Raw genomic sequence first — 19,761 nt, forward strand, 5'->3', positions numbered from 1 at the left:
TCAGTCGGTCAGGCCGAGTAGTCGTTCGGCATTTCCGGCGAAGATGGCTCGCAGGTGGTCGTCGGGCATGCCCAACTCGCGACAAACCCGCAGTTGGTCGTCGAGGTAGCGGGTGACGTAGCCCCGGGGGAACCACGACGAGTCGCTGCCGTAGACGATGCGGTCCGGGCCGATGGTCTCGTAGCAGCGGCGGAAAAGATCCTCCAAGGTGAGCTTGTACGGCATCCACCGCACCCACTGGTTGGACCCGGACGTGTCGATGAGGATGTTCGGGCAGCCCCACGCGGCGAAGAACAGCTCCTGCACGTGTTGCACGCCGAAGTGCGGCACCACGACCGACAGCTCGGGGAAGCGCCGGGCCATCCGGGCCAGCTCGTCCGGGCCGCCGTACCGGCCGAACGTCAGGCCACCCGCGCTGCCGTAGTGCCCGATGTGGATGAGCACCGGCACGCGGAGTCGCTGGGCGGTGCCCCAGAGCGGATCCAGCGCGGGGTCGTCGAGCGGACCGCGCAGGAGCGGGGCGAAGAGCTTCAGCCCGCGCAGGCCGCGCTCGGTCACCGCTCGCTCCAGTTCGGCGGCGGCGTCCGGGCCGTACGGGTCGTGATGGGCGAAGCCGAGCAGCAGGTCCGGATGCCGGTCGACGACGTCGGCGACGCTGTCGTTGCCGCCGCCGGTGACGAAGACCGCCTTGCTGATGTGGTGCGTGCGCAGCTCCTCGGCCCATCGGTCGGCCTCGTCCTGCCAGCGCTCGGCGGGCGGCTCCGGGTCGGGGAAGCTCCACGCCCGACGCCACTGGGCGGCGTACGGTGCGGCACCGGCAGCCCGGACGCTCCGCTCGTGATCACCGCCGGGGTGCATCCCGGCCTCGTGCTCACGGGCCCGGATGGTCTCGTCGGCACCGATCCGGAAGTGCAGGTGGAAGTCGACGATCTCGAGTCCACGGTCGCCGCTCATGATGCTCCCCTGATCGGTGCGGTGTCGCCGGGCTGGGTGGGGGTTGTCGGTCGGCCCGCGTCTGATCCGGGGGTCGACGAGGTGGGCAGCGGGTCGTCGGTCGGCGGCGCGGGCAGCGGTGCGGCCACCCAGGCTTCGACGATCTCCCGCAGCCGGCCGCCGGCCAGCTCGCGGACCCGCCGACCGGCCTCCTCGCTGGCCAGTGAGATGTGCCCGGACCAGCCCTGCCAGGGGTCTGGTCGGGACTCCACCAGCACGTACGGGTGGGTCACCGGCAGTTTCGGCTTCGGCGGCAGGTCGGTGACCGCGTCGAGGCGCACCGCCTCCGGGTCGAAGCCGAGCACACCGGAGGTCTCGTACGCCCCGCCGTGGCCCCGCGCCGGTAGGGCGCCGTAGATCTCGGTGGTCTCCGCGGGGGTGACCAGCTGGAACCAGTTCACCAACAGCAGGCTGGCCTGTCGCCGGCCGGAGACCCACTCCATCGCGGCCCGGACCGTGGACATGTTCGCGTCGTGGCCGTTGACGATGAGCAGTCGGGGGAACCCGGCGGCGACGATTCCCTCGATGACGTCGGCGAGGTAGCCGACCGCGATCTCCGGCCGGATCGCCACCGTGCCCGGCCAGGGCCGGGTCTGCCCGGGGCAGGCGGCGTAGGGCACGGCGGGGAAGAGCACTCCCCGGGGTCCGGAGGTGGCGGCGCTCTCGCCCGCGAAGCCCTCGGCCAGGATCAGGTCGGTGCCCAGCGGCAGGTGCGGGCCGTGCCATTCGACGGCGCCGACCGGCAGTACCGCGAAGTCCGCCGCTTCGGCCACGGCCGCCAGCTCACCGCCGGGCACCCGGACCGCCGGGAGTAGCGCGCCGGTGGCCGGCCACATCCTCATGCCGTCCACTGCGCCGCCTCCCGGGAGGCCCGCCGGCCGGTTTCGAGCCGACCCGAGACCACCATCACCACGAAGATCAAAACGACCTGGAGCATGCCGTACGCGGCGGCGGTGCCGACCTCGAACGAGTACATCCTGTTGTTGATCTCGACGGAGATCGGCGCGGTCTGCGAGGTGTAGATCAGCACGGAGGCGACGAACTCGCCAACGCCGTGCACGAAGGCCAGCAGCGCGCCCGCGATCACGCCCGGCAGCATCAGTCGCAGGGTCACCGAGCCGAAGGCGCGCCACCACGAGGCGCCGAGGTTGCGGGCCGCCTCCTCCAGCGCGGGGTCGATCTGGGCGAGCGTGGCCGAGCTGGACCGGAAGACCAGTGGGAGGAATCGCACGAAGTACGCCAGCGGCATGATCCAGAACGTGCCGATCAGGACCTGGCCGAAGCTGAACGCGTTACCGGTGCTGAACGCCGAGATCAGGTTGATCGCCACCACCGTGCCGGGCAGCGCCCACGCCAGCATCACCGCCACGTCCAGGACGCCGCGCCCACGGAAGTCGAGCCGGCGCACCGCGTAGGCGATCAGTACGCCGACCACGACGCAGCCGACGGTGGCCAGCAGGCTCATCTGCAACGAGTTGAGGATCGGCTGGAACGCGTTCGGATCGGAGAAGATCGTGACGAAGTTCTGCATGGTGTACGCCGCGGGCACCACTTCGGTGGTCCACGAGCCGTCGGCGGAGAACGCCACCAGCGCGATGGTCGCCACCGGGGCCAGCAGCACCACGGTGGCCAGCAGCGACGCGCCCAGAGCCACCCAACGCCCGAAGGGGTTGGTGATCTCGCGGCGGTGCGCGGCGACCCCCTTGGACTGGGAGCGGTAGCTGCGCCGCCCCTCGTACCAGCGCATACCGAGCAGGAACAGCACCGAGACCACGCCCAGCACCGAGGCGTAGGTGGACGCCATCGGCAGGTCGCCGTTGGTGCGGTTGATGTAGATCTGCATGGTCATGGTCTGGTCCACACCGAAGAGCAGCGGGGCGGTGTACGACGCCAGCGACGTCATGAAGACCAGCAGCGAGGCGGAGACCAGCGCCGGGGTGAGCATCGGCAGCAGGACCGTCCGCCAGACCCGGACCCGACCCGCGCCGAGGTTGTAGGCGGCCTCCTCCACCGACGGGTCCATCCCGGCCAGCGCCGCGGCAGCGGACAGGTAGAAGAACGGGTACATGGTGAAGGTGTGCACCACCAGCACCCCGGCGATGCCGCTGAAGGGCAACACCGGCTCGGCGGTGCCGAAGACCTGCTGAAGCCCGCGCGGCAGGATGCCGGTCTCGCTGTACAGCAGTTGGAATGAGATCGCGCCGATCAGCGGTGGCAGCGCCGCCGGCACCAGGATGATCGCCTCGATCAACCGCCGGCCGGGAAACGAGAAGCGCTTGAGCAGGAAGGCCATCGCGACCCCGACGATCCCGCAGAGCAGCACGCTGGCAGCGGAGATGATCAGGGAGGTGACCAGGGATGATCGCGCGACGCCCGAACTGGTGAAGAAGCTGGTGTAGTTCGCCACCCCGTCGACGCCGACGCTCTCGGCGAAGGTGGCGAACATCGGCTGCACCACGTACCCGAAGAGGATCAGCGCGAGCGGCAGCACCAGCAGGTACGGGAACCAACGCGAGTTCGTCCCGCCGGTGAACCGATCGGTGAAGCGTCGCCGCCGTCCGTCGCCGGAGGACGCCGGGCTCCCGGTGACCGGTGGAATGGTGGCCGGGCTCGGGGTGGCGGGGATGGTGCTCATGGACGCACCACCCACATCCGCTCCCGCGGCAGCCGCAGCCCGAGCTGGTCGCCCACCGACAGGCCGGCCGGCGGATCGACGGCGGCCACCTGCACCGCCTCGCCGGCCACGTCGACCAGGAGGTTGGTGGACATGCCGGTGAACTCCAGCTCGGTGACGCGGCCGGTGACCACGCCAGGCTCGGTGGCCGAGGTGAGGCCGATGTGCTCGGGGCGTATCGAGACCAGGGCGGTCGCCCCCGTGCCCAACCCGTGATCCGCGGGAGCGGCGACGCCGACCTGGCTGCCGTCGGGCAGCCGCACCGTGACCGTCTCCGGGCCGACGCCCAGCACCGGCAGGCTCAGCACGTTGCTGCGGCCGATGAACCGGGCGACGAAGCTGGTCGCCGGACGGTGGTAGATCTCCTGCGGGGCGCCGATCTGCCGCACCCGACCGGACTCCATCACCGCGATCCGGTCGGACATCGCCATCGCCTCGGCCTGATCGTGGGTGACGTAGAGCGAGGTGGTGCCGGCCTCCCGCTGGATCCGCCGGATCTCGACCCGGGTCTCCTCACGGAGTTTGGCGTCGAGATTGGAGAGCGGCTCGTCGAGCAGCAGGGTCCGCGGTCGGATGACCAGTGCGCGGGCCAGCGCCACCCGCTGCTGCTGGCCGCCGGAGAGCTGGTCGATCCGACGCTCGCCGTAGCCGGCCAGGTGGACCTGGGTGAGCGCCTCCTCGACCCGCCGCTTCGACTCGGCCCGGCCGACCTTGCGGATCTTCAGCCCGTACGCGACGTTCTGCGCGACGGACATGTGCGGGAAGAGCGCGTAGTTCTGGAACACCATGCCGGTGTCGCGCTTGTTCGGCGGGCGCCGGGTGACGTCCTGGTCGCCGAACCGGATCCGCCCGGAGGTCGGGAAGTAGAACCCCGCCACCATCCGCAGGGTGGTGGTCTTGCCGCAACCGCTCGGGCCGAGCAGGGTGAAGAACTCCCCGGCGGCGATGGTGATGTCGACGTCGTCGACGGCCGCGGTGTCGCCGGCGCGCGAGAAGCGCTTGCTCACCGACTCCAGCGTGACATCGATCATGATGTCTCTCCTCAGTCCGGAACCGGGCGTGGCCGGTCGCAGGGGTGGGGCGGGCCGGGGAGCCGGTCGGACGCGAGTCACCTCGGCCGTCCAGCGCCGGTACGTCCCCGGCGCGGCGCCGGACCGGGATTTCCCGGTCCGGCGCCGATCCGGTCAGCCCTTGTTCTTGATCTCGCCGTTCCAGTGGTTGATCCAGTCGGTCTCGTTCTTACCGACCACGTCCCAGTCGACGTCCATCGGCTTGAGCTGGAGCTGGGCGAGCCACTCCGGCTCCTCGGCGATGTCCACCGCGGGGATCTGGTAGTAGTCCTTGGCCAGGTCGGCGCGGAGCTTGTCGTCGAAGAGGAACTCGATGAACTTCTGGGTGCCCGTGGTGTTGCCACCCTTGACCGCGGCGAGACCGTCGACCAGCACGGGCGCGCCGGAGGCCGGCATCACGAAGCCGAACGGCATGTTCGACTGGTTGGCCTGGAGCAGGATGTCCTGCAGGTTCCAGGCGCTGAGCAGGCCCTGCTGCCGGGAGAGCTTCAGGTACAGGTCCGCTGGGTTCGCGGCGTACGCGCCGGTGTTGGCGTCGAGCTTCTTGAGCCAGTCGTAGCCCGGCTGGGGGTTGCTGCCGTCGGCGGACTGCTGCTGGATCATCGAGGCGTAGATCGACCGCATGGTGCCGGACGCGGCCACGTCGCGAATGACGATCTTGTCTTTCCACTGCGGCGCGAGCAGGTCGTCCCAGTCCTTCGGGGCCTGCTCAGGGGTGAGCGCCTTGTTGTTGTACATGATGACCTCGGGCAGCAGGATCTCGCCGAACCAGCGGCCCTCGGCGTCCTTGTACCGGGCGTCCATCTTGCTGGCGAACGTCGGCTGCCAGGCGGTCAGCAGGTCCTCGGACGCGCCGGCGGCCAGCCCCTGTTGGGTGCCGCCCCACCAGATGTCCGCCTGCGGGTTGGCCTTCTCGGCCCGGACCCGCTCGAGGATCTCCTGGGCGCCGAGGTTGAGGACCTCGACCTTCCCCTTGTACTCGGGGAATTTCGCGGTGAACTGGTCGACCACGAAGGTCGAGACCTTCTTGTCACGGGCCGTGTAGATCGTCAGCGACTCGACGCTGCCGTCGGCCGCGTCGTCGCCACCACCGCAGGCGGCGGTGCCGACGACCAGGGCCGCGGCGAGCGCTCCGGCGAGGAAAAGGCGACGTCTCATGAGTACCTCCAGGGGGGACGAGGGAAAACCGGGGTGGTTACGGGGCGGGAAGCAGGTTGGGTAGGCCGGCCGCGGCGGCCGACAGCGCGTAGCTGACCGCACCGTGCAGCACCGCCTGATCGCCGAGCACCGCCCGGCGTACCTCGGTCGATGCGGGCGCGCCGGCGCTGACGAGAGTCTGGATCCGCTCGACGGCGGCATCGTCGAGCTGTGCGGCGGCACCGCTGAGCAGGACCCGACCCGGGTCGATGACGCAGACGCACGAGACGATCAGTCGGGACCAGGCGGTCAGCAGTTCGTCCAGGAACGCGGCGGCGGCGCCTCCGGTGCGCGCCAGCTCCACCAGGGCGCGTACCGGCGCCTCGGGACGGCGGCCCGGCGCCAACGCGACCACCCGCTCGGCGATGGCATTCTCCGACCAGCGTGCCTCGAAGGGGCCGATCCCGTCGTGACCACGATCCGCGGCGTCCAGCGGCAGGAAACCCACCTCGCCGGCGGCGCCACCGGCGCCCCGACGGACCTGCCCGTCGAGCACCAGACCCGCGCCAATGCCGTCGGCGACGTGCAGCAGCAGCAGGTCGGCGACGTCACTGCCCGCCCCGGCGGCGTGTTCGCCCGCCGCCATCAGGTTCACGTCGTTGTCGACCACGACCGGTACGCCCAGCCGCCGTTGGACCATCTCCCCCACCGGCCGACCCTCCACCAGACCGACCGACGGGGCGAGACGGACAGCGCCTCCGGAGGAGACGCCAGGCGCCGCGATGGCCACACCCCGCAACGCCGGCAAGCCCTCCCCGGCCAGTTCGGGGATGGAACGGCAGATGGTGTCGACGATGTCACCGGCGAGTCGGACGGCACGGTGGGCGACCACAGCTCCGTCGCTGTCGGCGATCTCGCAGCTGATCCGGGACGGCTCCAGCGAAACGGCCGCGACCAGCTCGGCGCGAGGGTTGAACTCCAACATCGCGCGGGGACGCCCCGAGCGGGACGCGCCCGGCCCTCGCTCCAGAAGGTAGCCCTCCGCGATCAGCTCACGGACCAACGGCGTGAGCGTGGCGGGGCTCAGCCCGGTCAGCTCGGTCAGCTCGGCACGCGAGAGCAGGCGTACCTGGCGGGCGGTGGAGATCACGGAAAGCCGCTTGATCTCCTTCGACCGCTCCCGGCTCACCGGGCTCGTTGGTGGCGTCACCACGTCAGTCACACTTCCTTCCTACGGCGAACGAACTATGGAGTCAAGTAACGACTGGGTCTCGGCGACCAACCAAGACCCCTCGGAGCAGGAAAAATGCCTTTATGCACTGATGCGGATCCAGAGAGTGACCCCCTGGTTACGCCCGAGTTCGTTTCTTCTAGAAAAGAAGAAAGTCCCTTCGTGGGTATTGACGCTCCTCGCCGACGATCTCTAGCGTCACCCGGCGAAGGCCTTCCAGTGTGTACGGAAGTCCCGTACCGCTGTGCACCCCGGTGACGCCCGTCGATCGGGGCCTCACCGCCGCCCATCCCACCAACGAACCGGACCCGACCCGTCGGGGCGGCGCATCCCGCGTCCCCCGCCGGTCGTCGCTGTCCGGACCCCGCGGTTCGGAAGGATCCACATGCGACTCAAGGCATTCCTGCTACCGACGGCGCTCGCGCTGGCCCTGTCCGGGACACCAGGCGCCGCCCTCGCCGCCACCGCCCACCCCGCCGCCGGCGGCGCGGTCGACCTCGACGTGCTCTTCGTCAGCGCCCACCCCGACGACGAGGCGGGCAGCCTCGCCACGCTGGGGCAGTGGAAGGAGAAGTACGGCGCCAAGGCCGGCGTCGTCACCATCACCCGTGGCGAGGGCGGCGGCAACGCCGTCGGCCTCGAGGAGGGGCCACCACTCGGCATCATCCGGGAGCGCGAGGAGCGGACCGCGATCGGGCGGGCCGGCGTGCAGAACCTGTACAACCTCGATCGGGTCGACTTCTGGTACACCGCCTCGGCACCGTTGTCCGAGCAGATCTGGGGCCACGACGACACGCTCGCTCAGATCGTCCGGGTGATCCGGACGACCCGCCCCGAGATCATCATGACCATGAACCCGTCGCCGACCCCGGGTAACCACGGCAACCACCAGCAGGCCGCCAGGTTCGCCGCCGAGGCGTTCCAGGCAGCCGCCGACCCGAAGGCCTTCCCGGAGCAGATCCGCAAGGAAGGGCTCAGCGTGTTCCGGGCCGCGAAGTTCCTGCGTACCGGTGGAACCGGCAGCTCCTCGGCCGGCCCGGCGTGCGCGTCCAGCTTCACCCCGACGGTCCCGACCGACCAGGTCTTCGGCGTCTGGGAGGGCACCCCGAGCAGCAGCCGCAAGACCTGGGCGGAGATCGAGGTCGAGGCCCGCCGGGAGTACGTGACCCAGGGCTGGGCCGGCACCGCGGCCGCCCCGACCGACCCGGCGAAGATCCGCTGCGACTTCTACACCCTCGTCGACAGCCGGGTGCCGTACGACCCGGAGGACAGCTCACCGGAGGCGATCCTGCGCGGGTCGATGCTTCCGTCGACCAAGGGCGGGCTGCCCAAGGGCACCGAGCTGTACCTGACCACCGACCGCTTCGACGTGGCACCCGGCGAGAGCGTCGAGGTCACGGCGCACGTCAAGGCCGCCGCCAACCGGGCACTGAACCACCCCGGGGTGACGCTGCAGGTGCCGGCCGGTTGGTCCGTCTCCGGCGGTAGCGGGCTCGGCGTGAGCGTCCCGGCTGGCCGGGATCGGACGGCGACCTTCACCGTCACCGTGCCGAAGGGCGCCGAGACGGGCACGCAGAAGCTGCTCTCGGCCACCCTGAGCACCAAGGGCCAGGGCTCCGGCAGCACCGACGAGGCCGTCCGGGTCGTCGCCGATGTACGCGGCACCCTGGAGCCGCTGCCCGAGGTCGGTCTCTTCCGCGACTGGGCGAGCGCGGGCGGCTACGGCCAGCTCGACACCCTGATCAAGCCGGTGCTCACCATCGGCTCCGGCAAGAGCCGCGACGTCCGGGTCGACCTGCGCAACGTCGGCGAGACCGTACAGAACGGCACGGTCACCCTCGGCCTGCCCGCAGGCTTCACCGCCGACGCCGCCACGAAGAGCTACCGCGACCTGGCGGCCGGCGCCACCGGCGCGGTCACCTTCAGTGTCACCAACAGTGACGCCTCGCTGCCGACGGCCAACGAGGGCGGCGACGGCGGCGACTACGGCATCACCATCACCACCGCCAGCAGCACCGGCAGCACGGTCGAGACCGGCGCCCTGGAGATCGTGCCGACCACCGAGGTGCCGCAGGCCGGCGCCGCCCACGCCGTCGATGGAGTGGCCAGCGCGGGCGAGTACCCGGGCGAGGAGCTCGACTTCTCGCGCATCTGGGAGGGCGAGGCGACCACCGCGACGGACGCCTCCGCCAAGGGTCGGATCGCCTGGACCGCGGACGCGCTCAAGGTGATCGTCACGGTCACCGACGACGTGCTCGGCCGGAAGGTGGTGCCGCAGGATTGCAAGCGCCAGCGGCGGACCGACAGCGTCGAGATCATCGTCGACCCGAAGGGCGACTCCTCGGACACCTCGACCGTGTTCAAGGCGGGCATCTTCCCCATCACCGACGACCCGGCCAACGGCAACCCGCCGTGCTGGCAGCGCGACGCCGACAACCGGCAGGGCCCGGGTGGGCAGACCGCTCCGGGAATGACCGTGGTCAGCAAGGTCAGCGAGCCCTACACCGGCTACACGATCGAGACGAGCATCCCGTTCGCGGTGCTGCCCGACGCGGTCGACCCGGCCCGGATGGGCTTCAACGTGCTGGTCTACGACTCGGACACGCAGGATCTCGCCTCCCAGTCCCGACTCGGCTGGTCGACGTTCACCGGCGTACGAGCCGACCCGTACCGCTACGGCCTGGTCACCCTGCCCGGCTACACCCCTGCCCAGCAGGACCCGAGCACGCCGGTCTTCCCGGACACCTCGGCGCGCAGCGTGCACAGCCCGCAGACGATCGCCCAGTCGGCGGTCGGCGGCGTGGCGCCGGCGGCGGTGCCGCGGCTGCCGGAGCGGGCGCTGCGCCTCACCCGGCAGCACCGGGTGAACGGCGGGGTCGAGGTCTCCCTCCAGTCCGACCGTACGGGCACGGCGTATCTCTACACCTGGAACGGCGACCGGGCACTGGGCAGCCGCACGGTCGAGTTGCGACCCGGCCGGCCGGTGACCGTGCTGGTCCCGGTCGACGGGGATAAGGCGGAGGCCGTGCTGGCCGCGTTCGAGTCAGGTGGCTCGGCCGTCGCTCAGCAGGTCACGATCCGCCGCTGAGGTCATCGGGTAACACGGGCAGGTGCCGGACGAACCGGACGGCACCTGCCCGCCGCCGCGCTGGCGGTCGGCGGTCAGGTGCCGCAGGTGGTCGCGGGCAGACCGGGCACGGTCACCGGGGACCGGCCACCTGGGCGGGCCTTGCCGGCCAGCACGGCGGCCAACGCGGTCATCGACGCCCGGCTGGAGGAGTACGTGGCCAGCAGCGTCGGCGACTTCGCCTTGGCCAGCACGTACGGGGTGTCCATGGCGACCGTGACCGCCGCGTCGGCGCGCAGGTCGGTGGCGCCGTCGCCGTAGCCGACCAGGTGCACCACCGTGCCTCCCTTGGGCACCACCTTGACGCCGGCCGCGGTCAGCGCCTCGGTGAGCAGCGACCGGGTGCCGTCCCGCCCGCCGGAGGAGGTGACGGTGATCGGTCCGCGCACCGCGCCGCCGCAGGCGCCGCGCAGCACGGTTACCGCACCGGCGGCCAGCGCGTCCGCCGCCGCGCGGTGCGCCGGGGCGTTGAGCGTGGACATCTCGGCGGTCGGGAGCGCCGCCAGCCGGAACTTCATGGTCAGCACCCGGGTGACCGCCTCGACCAGTCGGGCCCGGGTCAGCGACCCGCCGCGCAGCGCGGCGAGCAGCCCGTCGTACGCCTGGCCGACGTTCGGGGTCATCAGGATCAGGTCGTTGCCGGCGTTCAGTGCCCGGACCGCGGCCTCGCCGGGAGCCCAGCGCTTCGCCGGGGGCATGTTCATGCCGTCGGTGATCACCACGCCGGTGAAGCCGAGCTGGCCGCGCAGCACGTCGGTGAGCAGCTTGTGCGAGAAGGTGGCCGGGGTGCCCGGGTCGATGGTCCGCGCGTCCAGGTGACCGGACATCACGGCCATCGCGCCGGCGTCGATGCCGGCGGTGAACGGTGGCCAGGCACCGCTCTTCAGCGCCGCCGCGGACTGGGTGAGCACCGGCAGGTCCTGGTGCGAGTCGTCGGCGCTGTGGCCGTGACCCGGGAAGTGCTTCAGGGTGGCGGCGACGCCGACCGCCTGGAGGCCCCGGACCGCGCCGCCGACCTGCGCGGCGGCCCGCTTCGGGTCCGAGCCGTAGGACCGGGAGCCGATCACCGTGCTGCGGGTGGCCAGCACGTCGGCCACCGGAGCGAAGTCGACGTTGATCCCCATCGCGGCCAGCTCGGCGCCGGCGGCCCGCCAGGCGGCCTCGGTCAGCGCCGGGTCGCCGGCCGCACCGGCGGCGAGGGCGCTGGGCAGCACGGTGACGTCGTTGGTGATCCGGGTGACCACGCCGTACTCCTGGTCGGTGCCGACCAGGAAGGGCGCGGAGCCGGCGGCGAGCCGACCGGCGGCGGCGCGGAGGCCGCCGGTCAGCTCGTGCACCTGCTTCGGGTTGTCGACGTTGGTGGTCTCCTGGTTGCCCTTGGTCGGGTCGTCGGCGCTGAACCCGACCAGGATCAGCCCGCCCAACCGGTACTTGGCGATCATCTCGGCGGGGGTGTCGACCCCGGCCAGCGCCTGGTTGCCGGCGGCCGAGCCGGGTGAGACCTTCGTGGCCGAGTCGCCGTAGGCGTACGGCATCAGCACCTGGCCGACCAGGTCCTCGTCGGAGAGGGTGGCGACCAGCGCCGCCGCCTGGGCGGCGGGGTCGCCAGGCGGCATGGTCGTGGGGGCGCTCGGGCCGGCGGAGGTGCCGGCCGGACCGGGCGTCGGCGCGGGGTGGTCCGCGGTACCCGAGCAGCCGGAGACGAGCAGGGCGGTCAGGGCGGCGACGGCGACGCTGGCGCGACGCGGGCGAATCGGCACCCACCCATCCCACCAGTTCGCCCTTATCGGGGCAACTTGACCTCACCGGTCAGCCGCCGCCGCGCCAGCGTGCGGGCAGGTGGCCCGACCGGCGGGTGACCGGGTCAGCCGACCCGGGTGAGCAACGTCACCGGGGCGCCGTCGCCGGCGTACCGGTAGGGCTCCAGGTCATCGTCCCACGCGGTGCCGAGCGCCTTGTCCAGCGCGTGCGCCAGCGCCTCCGGCGCCCGGGCCGCGGCCATCAACGCCCGCAGCCGGTCCTCGCCGAGCTGGATGTCGCCGGCCGCACCGACGGTGGCCCGGAACAGGCCGCGCGCCGGCACGTACATGAAACGTTCGCCGTCGGCGCCGGGACTCGGTTCCTCGGTCACCTCGAAACGGATCATGGGCCACTGCCGTAGGGCAGCAGCCAGCTCGGCGCCCGTCCCCGGACGACCGGTCCACCCGCACTCGGCCCGGCGGGCGCCGGGGTCGACGGGCTGAGCCGTCCACTGCAGGTTGACCGGCGCGGCTAGGACGCGCGCGATCGCCCACTCGACGTGCGAGCACACGGCGAGCGGGGTCGAGTGGACGTATACGACGCCACGCGTTGGCACGGTGACCTCCCGGAGAGCGAGGTGCGTCTTCCCCTACGACCTCGTCCACCGGAGTTGTTGCTGCTACACATGATTACTCGTGTGACGGATGGTGCGCCAGAGAATCGGAAAAAACGCCGGCCGGAATAGCCGGACGGGTGGTCCCCGTTGCCTCTCAGGACACCGCGACGACCAGCCTGATGTCGTGGTCCTGTACAGTTCCATCGGCGGCTTGTGCCGCGCACAACTTCGTGGGTCGACCCAGGTGGTGGCCCGCACACAGCCCCCGGACGTTCCAGTCCTCCCGTACGTCTTGCAAGGAGTACCTCCGTGGCGAGCAACACCTCTAAGACCGCGCGCGCGTCCGTCCGGGCCGGCCAGGCTGGCCAGGGTGGCGCCCTCAGCGTGCTGGGCGAGTTCAAGTACCTCATCCCGCTCAACGGCGGCAAGCACGCCTACGTGCGCAACCTGACCAACGGCAAGACCGCGCACCTGCGCACCGACTCCGAGGCCTTCGTCGAGGAGATCCGGGTGCTGGCCGCGGCCGGCCACGCCGCCAAGATCCGGGCGGAGATCAACAACCTGAACACGACCCACCCGGGCGACGGCTGGGACGCCACCGAGAAGCGCCTGGTCGAGGCCGGCGTCTTCGAGGGCTGAGCCCTCCCCCACCGCTACACCTCGAACCGCCCGCCGGGATCTCCCGGCGGGCGGTTCCGCGTTCGCCACCTGGCCGCCGGGCCGCCGGGGGCTCAGGCCGGGTCCAACAGGGCGACCTCCCCGGTGGCCAGGTCGTAGAGACCGCCGACCACGGCCACCCCGCCCGCGGCGACCGGCCCGGCCAGCAGGTCGTCGTGGCGCAGGGTCCGCACCGTGCGCCGGACGTGCCGGCGGATCGCCAGCGGATGCACCGCGGGGTCGTCCAGCCCCGCCTCGGTCACCGCCGGAGCGATCTCGTCCACCAGGTGGGCCAGCGACCCGGCGGGACGCACCCCGGCGCGCAGCGCGTCCACCGCGGCTCCCACCGCGCCGCACCGCTCGTGGCCGAGCACCATCACCAGCGGTACGCCGAGCTGGCCGACCACGTACTCGATCGAGCCGCACACCGCGCGGTCCAGCACGTGCCCACCGGTGCGGATCACGCAGATCGCGCCGAAGGTCTGATCGAAGATCGCCTCCAGCGGCACCCGCGAGTCGATACAGCCGAGCACCACCGCGTACGGCTGCTGGTCGCCCGAGGCGGCCGCGGCGGCGGTGACGTCGTGTCCGTGCACCGGCTGGCCGCTGACGAACCGCCGGTTACCGGCGAGCAGCTCGGCCAGCGCGGCGCGCGGCGTACCACCGGCCTGCCGCCCCGGTGCCGACGGTCCACCCACCGGCGGTCCGGGCGTTGCCCCCGACGACCCCATGCCGTTCAGCTTGGCCCGCTGTGGGGTGGCCACGGGCGGGGTCGGGAATGTTCTCTGCGCGTGATTGGCGTGGTGTCATGGCGGGTAGCCGGTGTTACCGCCGGGTATGCCGGTGCGGTTCGTGCCGGGCGGCCCTGGGAGGTGGCGATGCCGGAGCGGTTCGAGGTCGGTCTGCCCGACGGGGTACGCCTGCACGTCGAGGCGACGGGGCCGACGGACGCCCCGGTCACCGCCGTTCTGCTGCACGGCTGGACGCTGGACGGGCGCAGCTGGCACCGGCAGGTCGACGCCCTCACCGGGTCGTCCGGCGACGCGGTGCGGGTGGTCACCTACGACGCGCGGGGGCATGGCCGGTCCAGTTGCATGCCGCTGCCCACTGCCACCCTGGCCCAGCTCGGCGACGACCTGCTCGCGGTGCTCGACGCGGTCGCGCCGACCGGGCGGGTGGTCCTGGTCGGGCACTCGATGGGCGGCATGACGATCATGGAGTACGCGCACCGCCACCCGGCGCACTTCGCCGCCCGGACCGCCGGCCTGGTCTTCGTCTCGACCACCGCCGAGGGGCACACGCACACCGTCTACGGGCTCTCGCCCCGGATCGCCCGGCTGATCCGGCTGGCCGAGACGACCGGCGCCGGGGTGCTGGCCCGGTGCGGTTCGTGGCGCGCACCCCGGGCGCTGCTGCGCGCGCTGCAACCGAGCATCCGCTGGATGCTCTTCGGCGACCGCTGCGATCCGGCCGACATCCGGCTGGTGACCTCGGCGGTGGCCCGCGCCTCGCTGCGCTCGATCGGCGGGTTCCGCGCCTCGATCGGCGCCCAGCACCGGCTGGACACCCTCGCCGCGCTGGCCCACCTGCCGGCGGCCGCGCTGGTCGGCGACCGGGACCGGCTGACCCCGCCGCCGTGCGCCGAGTCGATCGCCGCGGTACTGCCGGCCACCGACCTGACCGTCTGCCCGGGGGCCGGGCACATGCTGATGATGGAACGCCCGCACGAGGTGAACGCCGCGCTGACGGGCGTCCTGAGCCGGGTGCTCGCCGAGCCGGCGCCCCGCGCGAGCGGCACGACCCCCGCCGGGACGGGTGTCTGACCACGTTCCCGCACCTCGGGCGCGGGAGGCCGGGCCCAGGGCCGTACCCTTCTGCGGTTGGCCCGCGCGGTTCGCGCCGCTTGCCGGCGACATCGAAGGAGCGTGCGTTGACCGACCAGACCGCCCTGGAGCAGGAGATCGCCGTCGAGCAACGGCACCTCGACCGGGTGTACGCCCGACTCGCCGAACTGCGGCGGTCGGCGGTCCGCGCCGAGCGGGACGGCTACCGGATGGCCCGGGTGGGCACCTTCGGCGCGCTCGTCGAGCGCGACGCGATGGTCTTCCACGCCGCGCAGCGGCGGCACACCCTCGACGCCGAGCACGAGGGGCTGGTCTTCGGCCGTCTGGACCTGCGGGACCGGCAGGTGCTGCACGTCGGTCGGCTCGGCATCCGCGACGAGGACGCGACGACGCTGGTCGTCGACTGGCGGGCACCGGCCGCCGCCGCCTTCTACCAGGCCACCCCGGCCCAGCCGCAGGGCGTGGTGCGCCGGCGCACCATCCAGTCCCGCAGCGAGCGGGTCACCCGGATCGAGGACGACCTACTGGACCCGACCGCCGCTCCCGAGGGGATGACGGTGGTCGGCGACGGCGCGCTGCTGGCGACCCTGTCCCGGGCCACCGGCCGGGGCATGCGCGACATCGTGGCGACCATCCAGCGGGAGCAGGACGAGGCGATCCGCTCGCCCGGCTCCGGGGTGACGATCGTCGCCGGCGGCCCGGGCACCGGCAAGACCGCGGTCGCCCTGCACCGGGCCGCCTATCTGCTGTACTCCGACCGCAGCCGGTACGCGGGCGGCGGCATCCTGGTGGTCGGCCCGTCCTCGGTCTTCGTGGAGTACATCGCCTCGGTGCTGCCCTCGCTCGGCGAGGACACCGCGACCCTGCACTCGCTGGGCACCCTATTCCCGGGGATGACCGCCACCCGCACCGACTCACCCGAGGTGGCGGCGGTGAAGGGTTCGCTGCGGATGCGCCGGGTGCTGGAACGCGCGGTGCGGGACGCGGTGCCGGGCGGCCCGGGCGAGCTGCGGCTGCTCTACCGCGGCACGCTGCTGCGGCTGGACCGGGCCGAACTGGACGGGATCCGGGACCGCGTGCTGAACCGGGGTGCCCGGCGCAACGAGGTCCGTCGGGCCGGCTTCGACGGTGTCTTCGCCGCGCTGTGGGCACAGGCTCGCCGGTTGGGCATCGGCCGGCTGCCGGAGCAGCGGGCCTTCGAGGACGAGATCGCCGAGCGGTCGGAGTTCCGGGAGTTTCTCAAGGCGTGGTGGCCACGGCTGCACCCCCGGCACGTGCTCGGCTGGCTGGCCCGACCGGATCGCCTGCGCCGGTACGCGGGTGGGATCCTCTCCACCGCCGAGATCCGGCTGCTCAGCGCGGCGTACCAGAATCTGGACGCCGCCGGGTTGACCATCGCCGACGTGGCGCTGCTGGACGAGCTGGACGCGCTGCTCGGCAAGCCGGCGCAGCCGGCCCGCGCCCGACGTGACCCGTTCCAGCTCGCGGGCGGGGTCCGCGAGCTGAGCAGCTTCGGCGACCGGCAGCGGGCCGCGCGGGCGGCGGCCCGGGAGCGGCCGGCGGACTACCGGGAGTACGCGCACGTGGTGGTGGACGAGGCGCAGGACGTCTCGCCGATGCAGTGGCGCATGGTCGGTCGGCGCGGCCGACTGGCCTCCTGGACGGTGGTGGGTGACCCGGCGCAGACCGCGTGGACCGGTGACCCGGAGGAGCTGAACCGGGCCCGGGACCAGGCGCTGGGCCGACGCAAGCGGCACGACTTCACGCTGACCACCAACTACCGCAACTCGGCGGAGATCTTCGCGGTGGCGGCGGCGGAGATCCGCCGGATCTATCCCGACCTGCCGCTGCCGACCGCCGTCCGCTCCACCGGGGTCGATCCGGTCGAGCTGGTGGTGCCCGCCACCGAGCTGGAGACCGCGACCGTGGAGGCGGCCACCGGCCTGCTGGCCGAGGTGGAGGGCACGGTCGGGGTGATCACCCCGGTCCCCCGCCGCGACGAGGTCGCCGGTTGGCTCGGCGCGCTCGGTGCGCCGCGGCTGCAGGTGGTGACCAGCCTGGAGGCCAAGGGCATGGAGTACGACGGGGTGGTGCTGATCGCCCCGAGCGAGATCCGGGCGGATCCGGGCGCCGGGGTACGCACCCTCTACGTCGCGCTCTCCCGCGCTACCCAGCGCCTCACCACCATCGACCCGACGGGCTGACCTGCGGCGGCGCCCCTCGCGGGTCGGCGACCTGCCGTACACTTGCATACATAGCGATGTGAGCATACATTTGACCCGGTCCCGATCGACGGCGGAGGGTGGTCTCGTGGGCGCAGGTCATGACCACCACCACGGGTCGGTCACCAACGCCGCGCACCAGCACCGGGGGCGGCTCTGGACAGCGTTCGGGCTGCTCGCCGCCCTGATGGTGGTCGAGGCGGTGGCCGCGTTCCACACCGGCTCCCTGGCCCTGCTCTCCGACGCCGGCCACATGTTCACCGACGTGCTCGGCATCGGGATGGCGCTCGCCGCGATCACCGCCACCCGGCGGGCCACCGGCGACCCGCAACGCACCTTCGGGCTCTACCGACTCGAGGTGCTCGCCGCGCTGGCCAACGCGGTCCTGCTCTCCGGTGTCGCGGTCTACGTGGTGATCGAGGCGATCCGCCGGTTCGGCGACCCGCACGAGGTGCTGGCCGGTCCGATGCTCGCGGTGGCCGTGCTCGGCCTGCTCGCCAACGTGGCCGCCTTCGGCCTGCTCCGCGCGGGCGCCCGGGAGAGCATCAACCTTCAGGGCGCCTACCTGGAGGTGCTCGGCGACCTGCTCGGCTCGCTCGGCGTGATCGGCGCGGCGCTGCTCATCCAGGTCACCGACTGGTGGTGGGCCGACCCATTGGTCGCGGTCGCCATCGGCGTGTTCATCCTGCCGCGCACCTGGCGGCTGGGACGGGCCGCGGTCCGCATCCTGGTGCAGGCCGCCCCGGAGCACCTCCAGGTCACGGCCGTGCACGACCGGCTGGCCGCGGTGCCCGGCGTGGTCGAGGTGCACGACCTGCACGTCTGGACGCTCACCTCGGGCATGGAGGTGGCCTCCGCGCACCTGACCATGGCGCCCGGCGCGGATGTCGGAGTGGTGCTCACCGCGGCACGCACCGCCCTGCACGAGGACTTCCGGATCGAGCACGCGACGTTGCAGATCGAACCCGGCGCGGCCCCCGGGGCGTGCGGTTCGGTCGAATGGTAGTGCGTTTCAGGAGTTTTACTCGGCTTGGCCGGAATTTTCCGTGACGACGCACGCACCGTCCGTCACATCGGCTGCACTGGTCCCATCGGCACCGGTAGGCTCGGTCCCGGCCTCCACCCGGCGGCGCCCTCCCGGCGCCGGTGGCGGTCGCCGCCTAATCGCCCGAACGGGGCGAACCGGGGAACCATGTTCCTGGGGTGCATCCGCGTCCGCGGTAGGGATCTTCCGTCCCGAACCCGTCAGCTAACCCGGTCGGCGGCTGACGGAAGGACATGCGTAGTGGTACCAGCACGACCACCCGCCGCCCGACTGGCGGCCCTGATCGTCGCGATGTTCGCCCTCAGCGTCGCGATCCCGGCCGGCGCCGCCTCGGCCGCTCCCCCGACCGGCCAGCGGGCCGCCGCGGCACCCGACGGAGACGAAGAGGGCGGCACCCCGGCGCTGCGGGCCCAACTGGAGGCGGCCAGCAAGGGATACCTGGACGCGAAACGCGCCCTGGACACCTCCGTGCGGCGGCAGCAGCAGCTCGCCACCCAGCTGAAGACCACCGAGATCGAACTCACGGCGCGCAGCGGCAAGGTCGACGAGATCGCCGGACTGGCCTACCGCACCGGCCGGCTCGGCACGGTGTCGGCGCTGCTCAGCAGCAGCACCCCCGAGGGCTTCATGGACCGGGCCGTCACGCTGGACGCGGTCGCCGCCAACGAGGACCGGGCGCTGCGCGACCTCACCGCCACCAGGGACGAGGTCAATCGCACCCGCATCGCCCTGGACGGCGAGATCCGTGAGCAGCGCAAGCAGGTCACGGTCATGGCCAAGCGCAAGGAGCAGGCCGAACGGGCGCTGACCGTGGCCACCACGAAGGCCCGTACGACCGCCGACGGCGGCTCGAACCGGGGCACCTCCACCGCCAACGCCACGGCCGCGCCGCGCAACTCCGACGGCTCCTGGCCGTCGGAGTCGTGCAGCGTCAACGACCCCACCCCGGCCTCCGGCTGCATCACCCCGCGCACCCTGCACGCGCTCAACCAGGCCAAGGCGGCCGGCTTCACCCGGTACGTCTCCTGCCACCGCAACGGCGGCTCCGGCGAGCACCCGAAGGGCCGGGCGTGCGACTTCGCCGCGCAGAAGGGCGGCTTCGGCGGCGACGCCACCGGCGGTGACAAGACGTACGGCAACAACCTGGCCGCGTACTTCATCCGCAACGCCGACCGGCTCGCCGTGCTGTACGTGATCTGGTACAGGCAGATCTGGCTGCCCAGCAGCGGGTGGAAGTCGTACAGCGGGGCGGGCGGCGACCCGTCCAGCGACCACACCAACCACGTGCACCTGTCGGTGTACTGACCCGCCGGCCGGCGCCCCGCCTCGCGGGGCGCCGGACCCCGGGTACGTCAGCGGACGTACCCGGGATGTCGCCGACGGTCGGACGCCCGGACCGGGCCCG

The 19,761-nt window shown here is 72.3% G+C and carries 15 protein-coding genes and 1 riboswitch; of the genes, 6 read left to right on the forward strand and 9 right to left on the reverse strand.

The window, feature by feature from the left end:
* The 6 genes from ABZU69_RS17980 to ABZU69_RS18005 all read right to left on the reverse strand — a co-directional run bounded on the left by ABZU69_RS17980 (window position 1) and on the right by ABZU69_RS18005 (window position 7,096).
* Window positions 1-954 (reverse strand): amidohydrolase family protein, encoded by a 954-nt coding sequence (locus tag ABZU69_RS17980; RefSeq protein ID WP_354965456.1) that lies wholly within the window; start codon window positions 952-954, stop codon window positions 1-3.
* A complete protein-coding gene (locus ABZU69_RS17985) occupies window positions 951-1,835 on the reverse strand; it encodes a creatininase family protein (protein WP_354965457.1) in 885 nt (294 codons plus the stop codon). The genes ABZU69_RS17980 and ABZU69_RS17985 overlap by 4 nt, the downstream gene beginning before the upstream one ends.
* Complete coding sequence (locus ABZU69_RS17990; protein ID WP_354965458.1) at window positions 1,832-3,628, reverse strand: iron ABC transporter permease; 1,797 nt, start codon at window positions 3,626-3,628, stop codon at window positions 1,832-1,834. The genes ABZU69_RS17985 and ABZU69_RS17990 overlap by 4 nt, the downstream gene beginning before the upstream one ends.
* Entirely contained in the window at window positions 3,625-4,698 is a 1,074-nt protein-coding gene (locus ABZU69_RS17995; RefSeq protein ID WP_354965459.1) for an ABC transporter ATP-binding protein, read from the reverse strand. The genes ABZU69_RS17990 and ABZU69_RS17995 overlap by 4 nt, the downstream gene beginning before the upstream one ends.
* A gap of 153 nt (window positions 4,699-4,851) precedes the next feature.
* Complete coding sequence (locus ABZU69_RS18000) at window positions 4,852-5,895, reverse strand: extracellular solute-binding protein (RefSeq protein WP_354965460.1); 1,044 nt, start codon at window positions 5,893-5,895, stop codon at window positions 4,852-4,854.
* 37 nt (window positions 5,896-5,932) lie between these two features.
* Window positions 5,933-7,096, reverse strand: coding sequence for an ROK family protein (locus ABZU69_RS18005; protein WP_354965461.1), 1,164 nt, complete (start codon window positions 7,094-7,096; stop codon window positions 5,933-5,935).
* A 394-nt stretch (window positions 7,097-7,490) separates the two neighbouring features.
* Between ABZU69_RS18005 and ABZU69_RS18010 the strand changes: the two genes are divergently transcribed.
* Window positions 7,491-10,193, forward strand: a complete 2,703-nt coding sequence (locus ABZU69_RS18010; protein WP_354965462.1) for a sugar-binding protein — start codon at window positions 7,491-7,493, stop codon at window positions 10,191-10,193.
* A gap of 74 nt (window positions 10,194-10,267) precedes the next feature.
* On the opposite strand, the gene ABZU69_RS18015 is transcribed toward ABZU69_RS18010, so the two are convergent.
* Together ABZU69_RS18015 and ABZU69_RS18020 are read right to left on the reverse strand one after the other, a co-directional pair.
* Entirely contained in the window at window positions 10,268-11,992 is a 1,725-nt protein-coding gene (locus tag ABZU69_RS18015) for a glycoside hydrolase family 3 N-terminal domain-containing protein (protein WP_354965463.1), read from the reverse strand.
* Between the two features lie 104 nt (window positions 11,993-12,096).
* On the reverse strand, window positions 12,097-12,588 hold the full coding sequence (locus tag ABZU69_RS18020) for a DUF3145 domain-containing protein (protein ID WP_210917691.1): 492 nt from the start codon (window positions 12,586-12,588) through the stop codon (window positions 12,097-12,099).
* 309 nt (window positions 12,589-12,897) lie between these two features.
* On the opposite strand from ABZU69_RS18020, the gene ABZU69_RS18025 reads away from it, so the two are divergent.
* Window positions 12,898-13,227, forward strand: coding sequence for a hypothetical protein (locus ABZU69_RS18025; RefSeq protein ID WP_074313395.1), 330 nt, complete (start codon window positions 12,898-12,900; stop codon window positions 13,225-13,227).
* Between the two features lie 92 nt (window positions 13,228-13,319).
* Here the strand turns inward: ABZU69_RS18025 and ABZU69_RS18030 are convergent, their stop codons facing one another.
* Window positions 13,320-14,009, reverse strand: coding sequence for a carbonic anhydrase (locus tag ABZU69_RS18030; RefSeq protein ID WP_354965464.1), 690 nt, complete (start codon window positions 14,007-14,009; stop codon window positions 13,320-13,322).
* A gap of 114 nt (window positions 14,010-14,123) precedes the next feature.
* Between ABZU69_RS18030 and ABZU69_RS18035 the strand changes: the two genes are divergently transcribed.
* The 4 genes from ABZU69_RS18035 (at window position 14,124) to ABZU69_RS18050 (ending at window position 19,661) form a co-directional block, all read left to right on the forward strand.
* Window positions 14,124-15,068: an alpha/beta hydrolase gene (locus ABZU69_RS18035; RefSeq protein ID WP_354965465.1), complete on the forward strand. Its 945-nt coding sequence runs from the start codon at window positions 14,124-14,126 to the stop codon at window positions 15,066-15,068.
* Window positions 15,069-15,175: 107 nt separating this feature from the next.
* Entirely contained in the window at window positions 15,176-17,293 is a 2,118-nt protein-coding gene (locus ABZU69_RS18040; protein ID WP_354965466.1) for an AAA family ATPase, read from the forward strand.
* Window positions 17,294-17,399: 106 nt separating this feature from the next.
* The gene (locus ABZU69_RS18045) at window positions 17,400-18,317 is read left to right on the forward strand and encodes a cation diffusion facilitator family transporter (RefSeq protein ID WP_354965467.1); all 918 of its coding nucleotides are present in this window, start codon (window positions 17,400-17,402) and stop codon (window positions 18,315-18,317) included.
* A 141-nt stretch (window positions 18,318-18,458) separates the two neighbouring features.
* Window positions 18,459-18,591, forward strand: a riboswitch (cyclic di-AMP (ydaO/yuaA leader).
* Between the two features lie 56 nt (window positions 18,592-18,647).
* Window positions 18,648-19,661 (forward strand): hypothetical protein, encoded by a 1,014-nt coding sequence (locus ABZU69_RS18050; RefSeq protein ID WP_354965649.1) that lies wholly within the window; start codon window positions 18,648-18,650, stop codon window positions 19,659-19,661.
* The last annotated feature ends 100 nt before the right edge of the window (window positions 19,662-19,761 follow it).

This window comes from Micromonospora sp. NPDC005206, from assembly GCF_040608175.1.
Classification (GTDB): Bacteria; Actinomycetota; Actinomycetes; order Mycobacteriales; family Micromonosporaceae; genus Micromonospora.

Coding starts and splice junctions, on each gene's coding strand:
- ABZU69_RS18010 (WP_354965462.1), top strand. CDS start 7,491: ATGCGACTCAAGGCATTCCTGCTACCGACGGCGCTCGCGCTGGCCCTG.
- ABZU69_RS18050 (WP_354965649.1), top strand. CDS start 18,648: ATGTTCGCCCTCAGCGTCGCGATCCCGGCCGGCGCCGCCTCGGCCGCT.
- ABZU69_RS17985 (WP_354965457.1), bottom strand. CDS start 1,835: ATGAGGATGTGGCCGGCCACCGGCGCGCTACTCCCGGCGGTCCGGGTG.
- ABZU69_RS17995 (WP_354965459.1), bottom strand. CDS start 4,698: ATGATCGATGTCACGCTGGAGTCGGTGAGCAAGCGCTTCTCGCGCGCC.
- ABZU69_RS17980 (WP_354965456.1), bottom strand. CDS start 954: ATGAGCGGCGACCGTGGACTCGAGATCGTCGACTTCCACCTGCACTTC.
- ABZU69_RS17990 (WP_354965458.1), bottom strand. CDS start 3,628: ATGAGCACCATCCCCGCCACCCCGAGCCCGGCCACCATTCCACCGGTC.
- ABZU69_RS18000 (WP_354965460.1), bottom strand. CDS start 5,895: ATGAGACGTCGCCTTTTCCTCGCCGGAGCGCTCGCCGCGGCCCTGGTC.
- ABZU69_RS18035 (WP_354965465.1), top strand. CDS start 14,124: ATGCCGGAGCGGTTCGAGGTCGGTCTGCCCGACGGGGTACGCCTGCAC.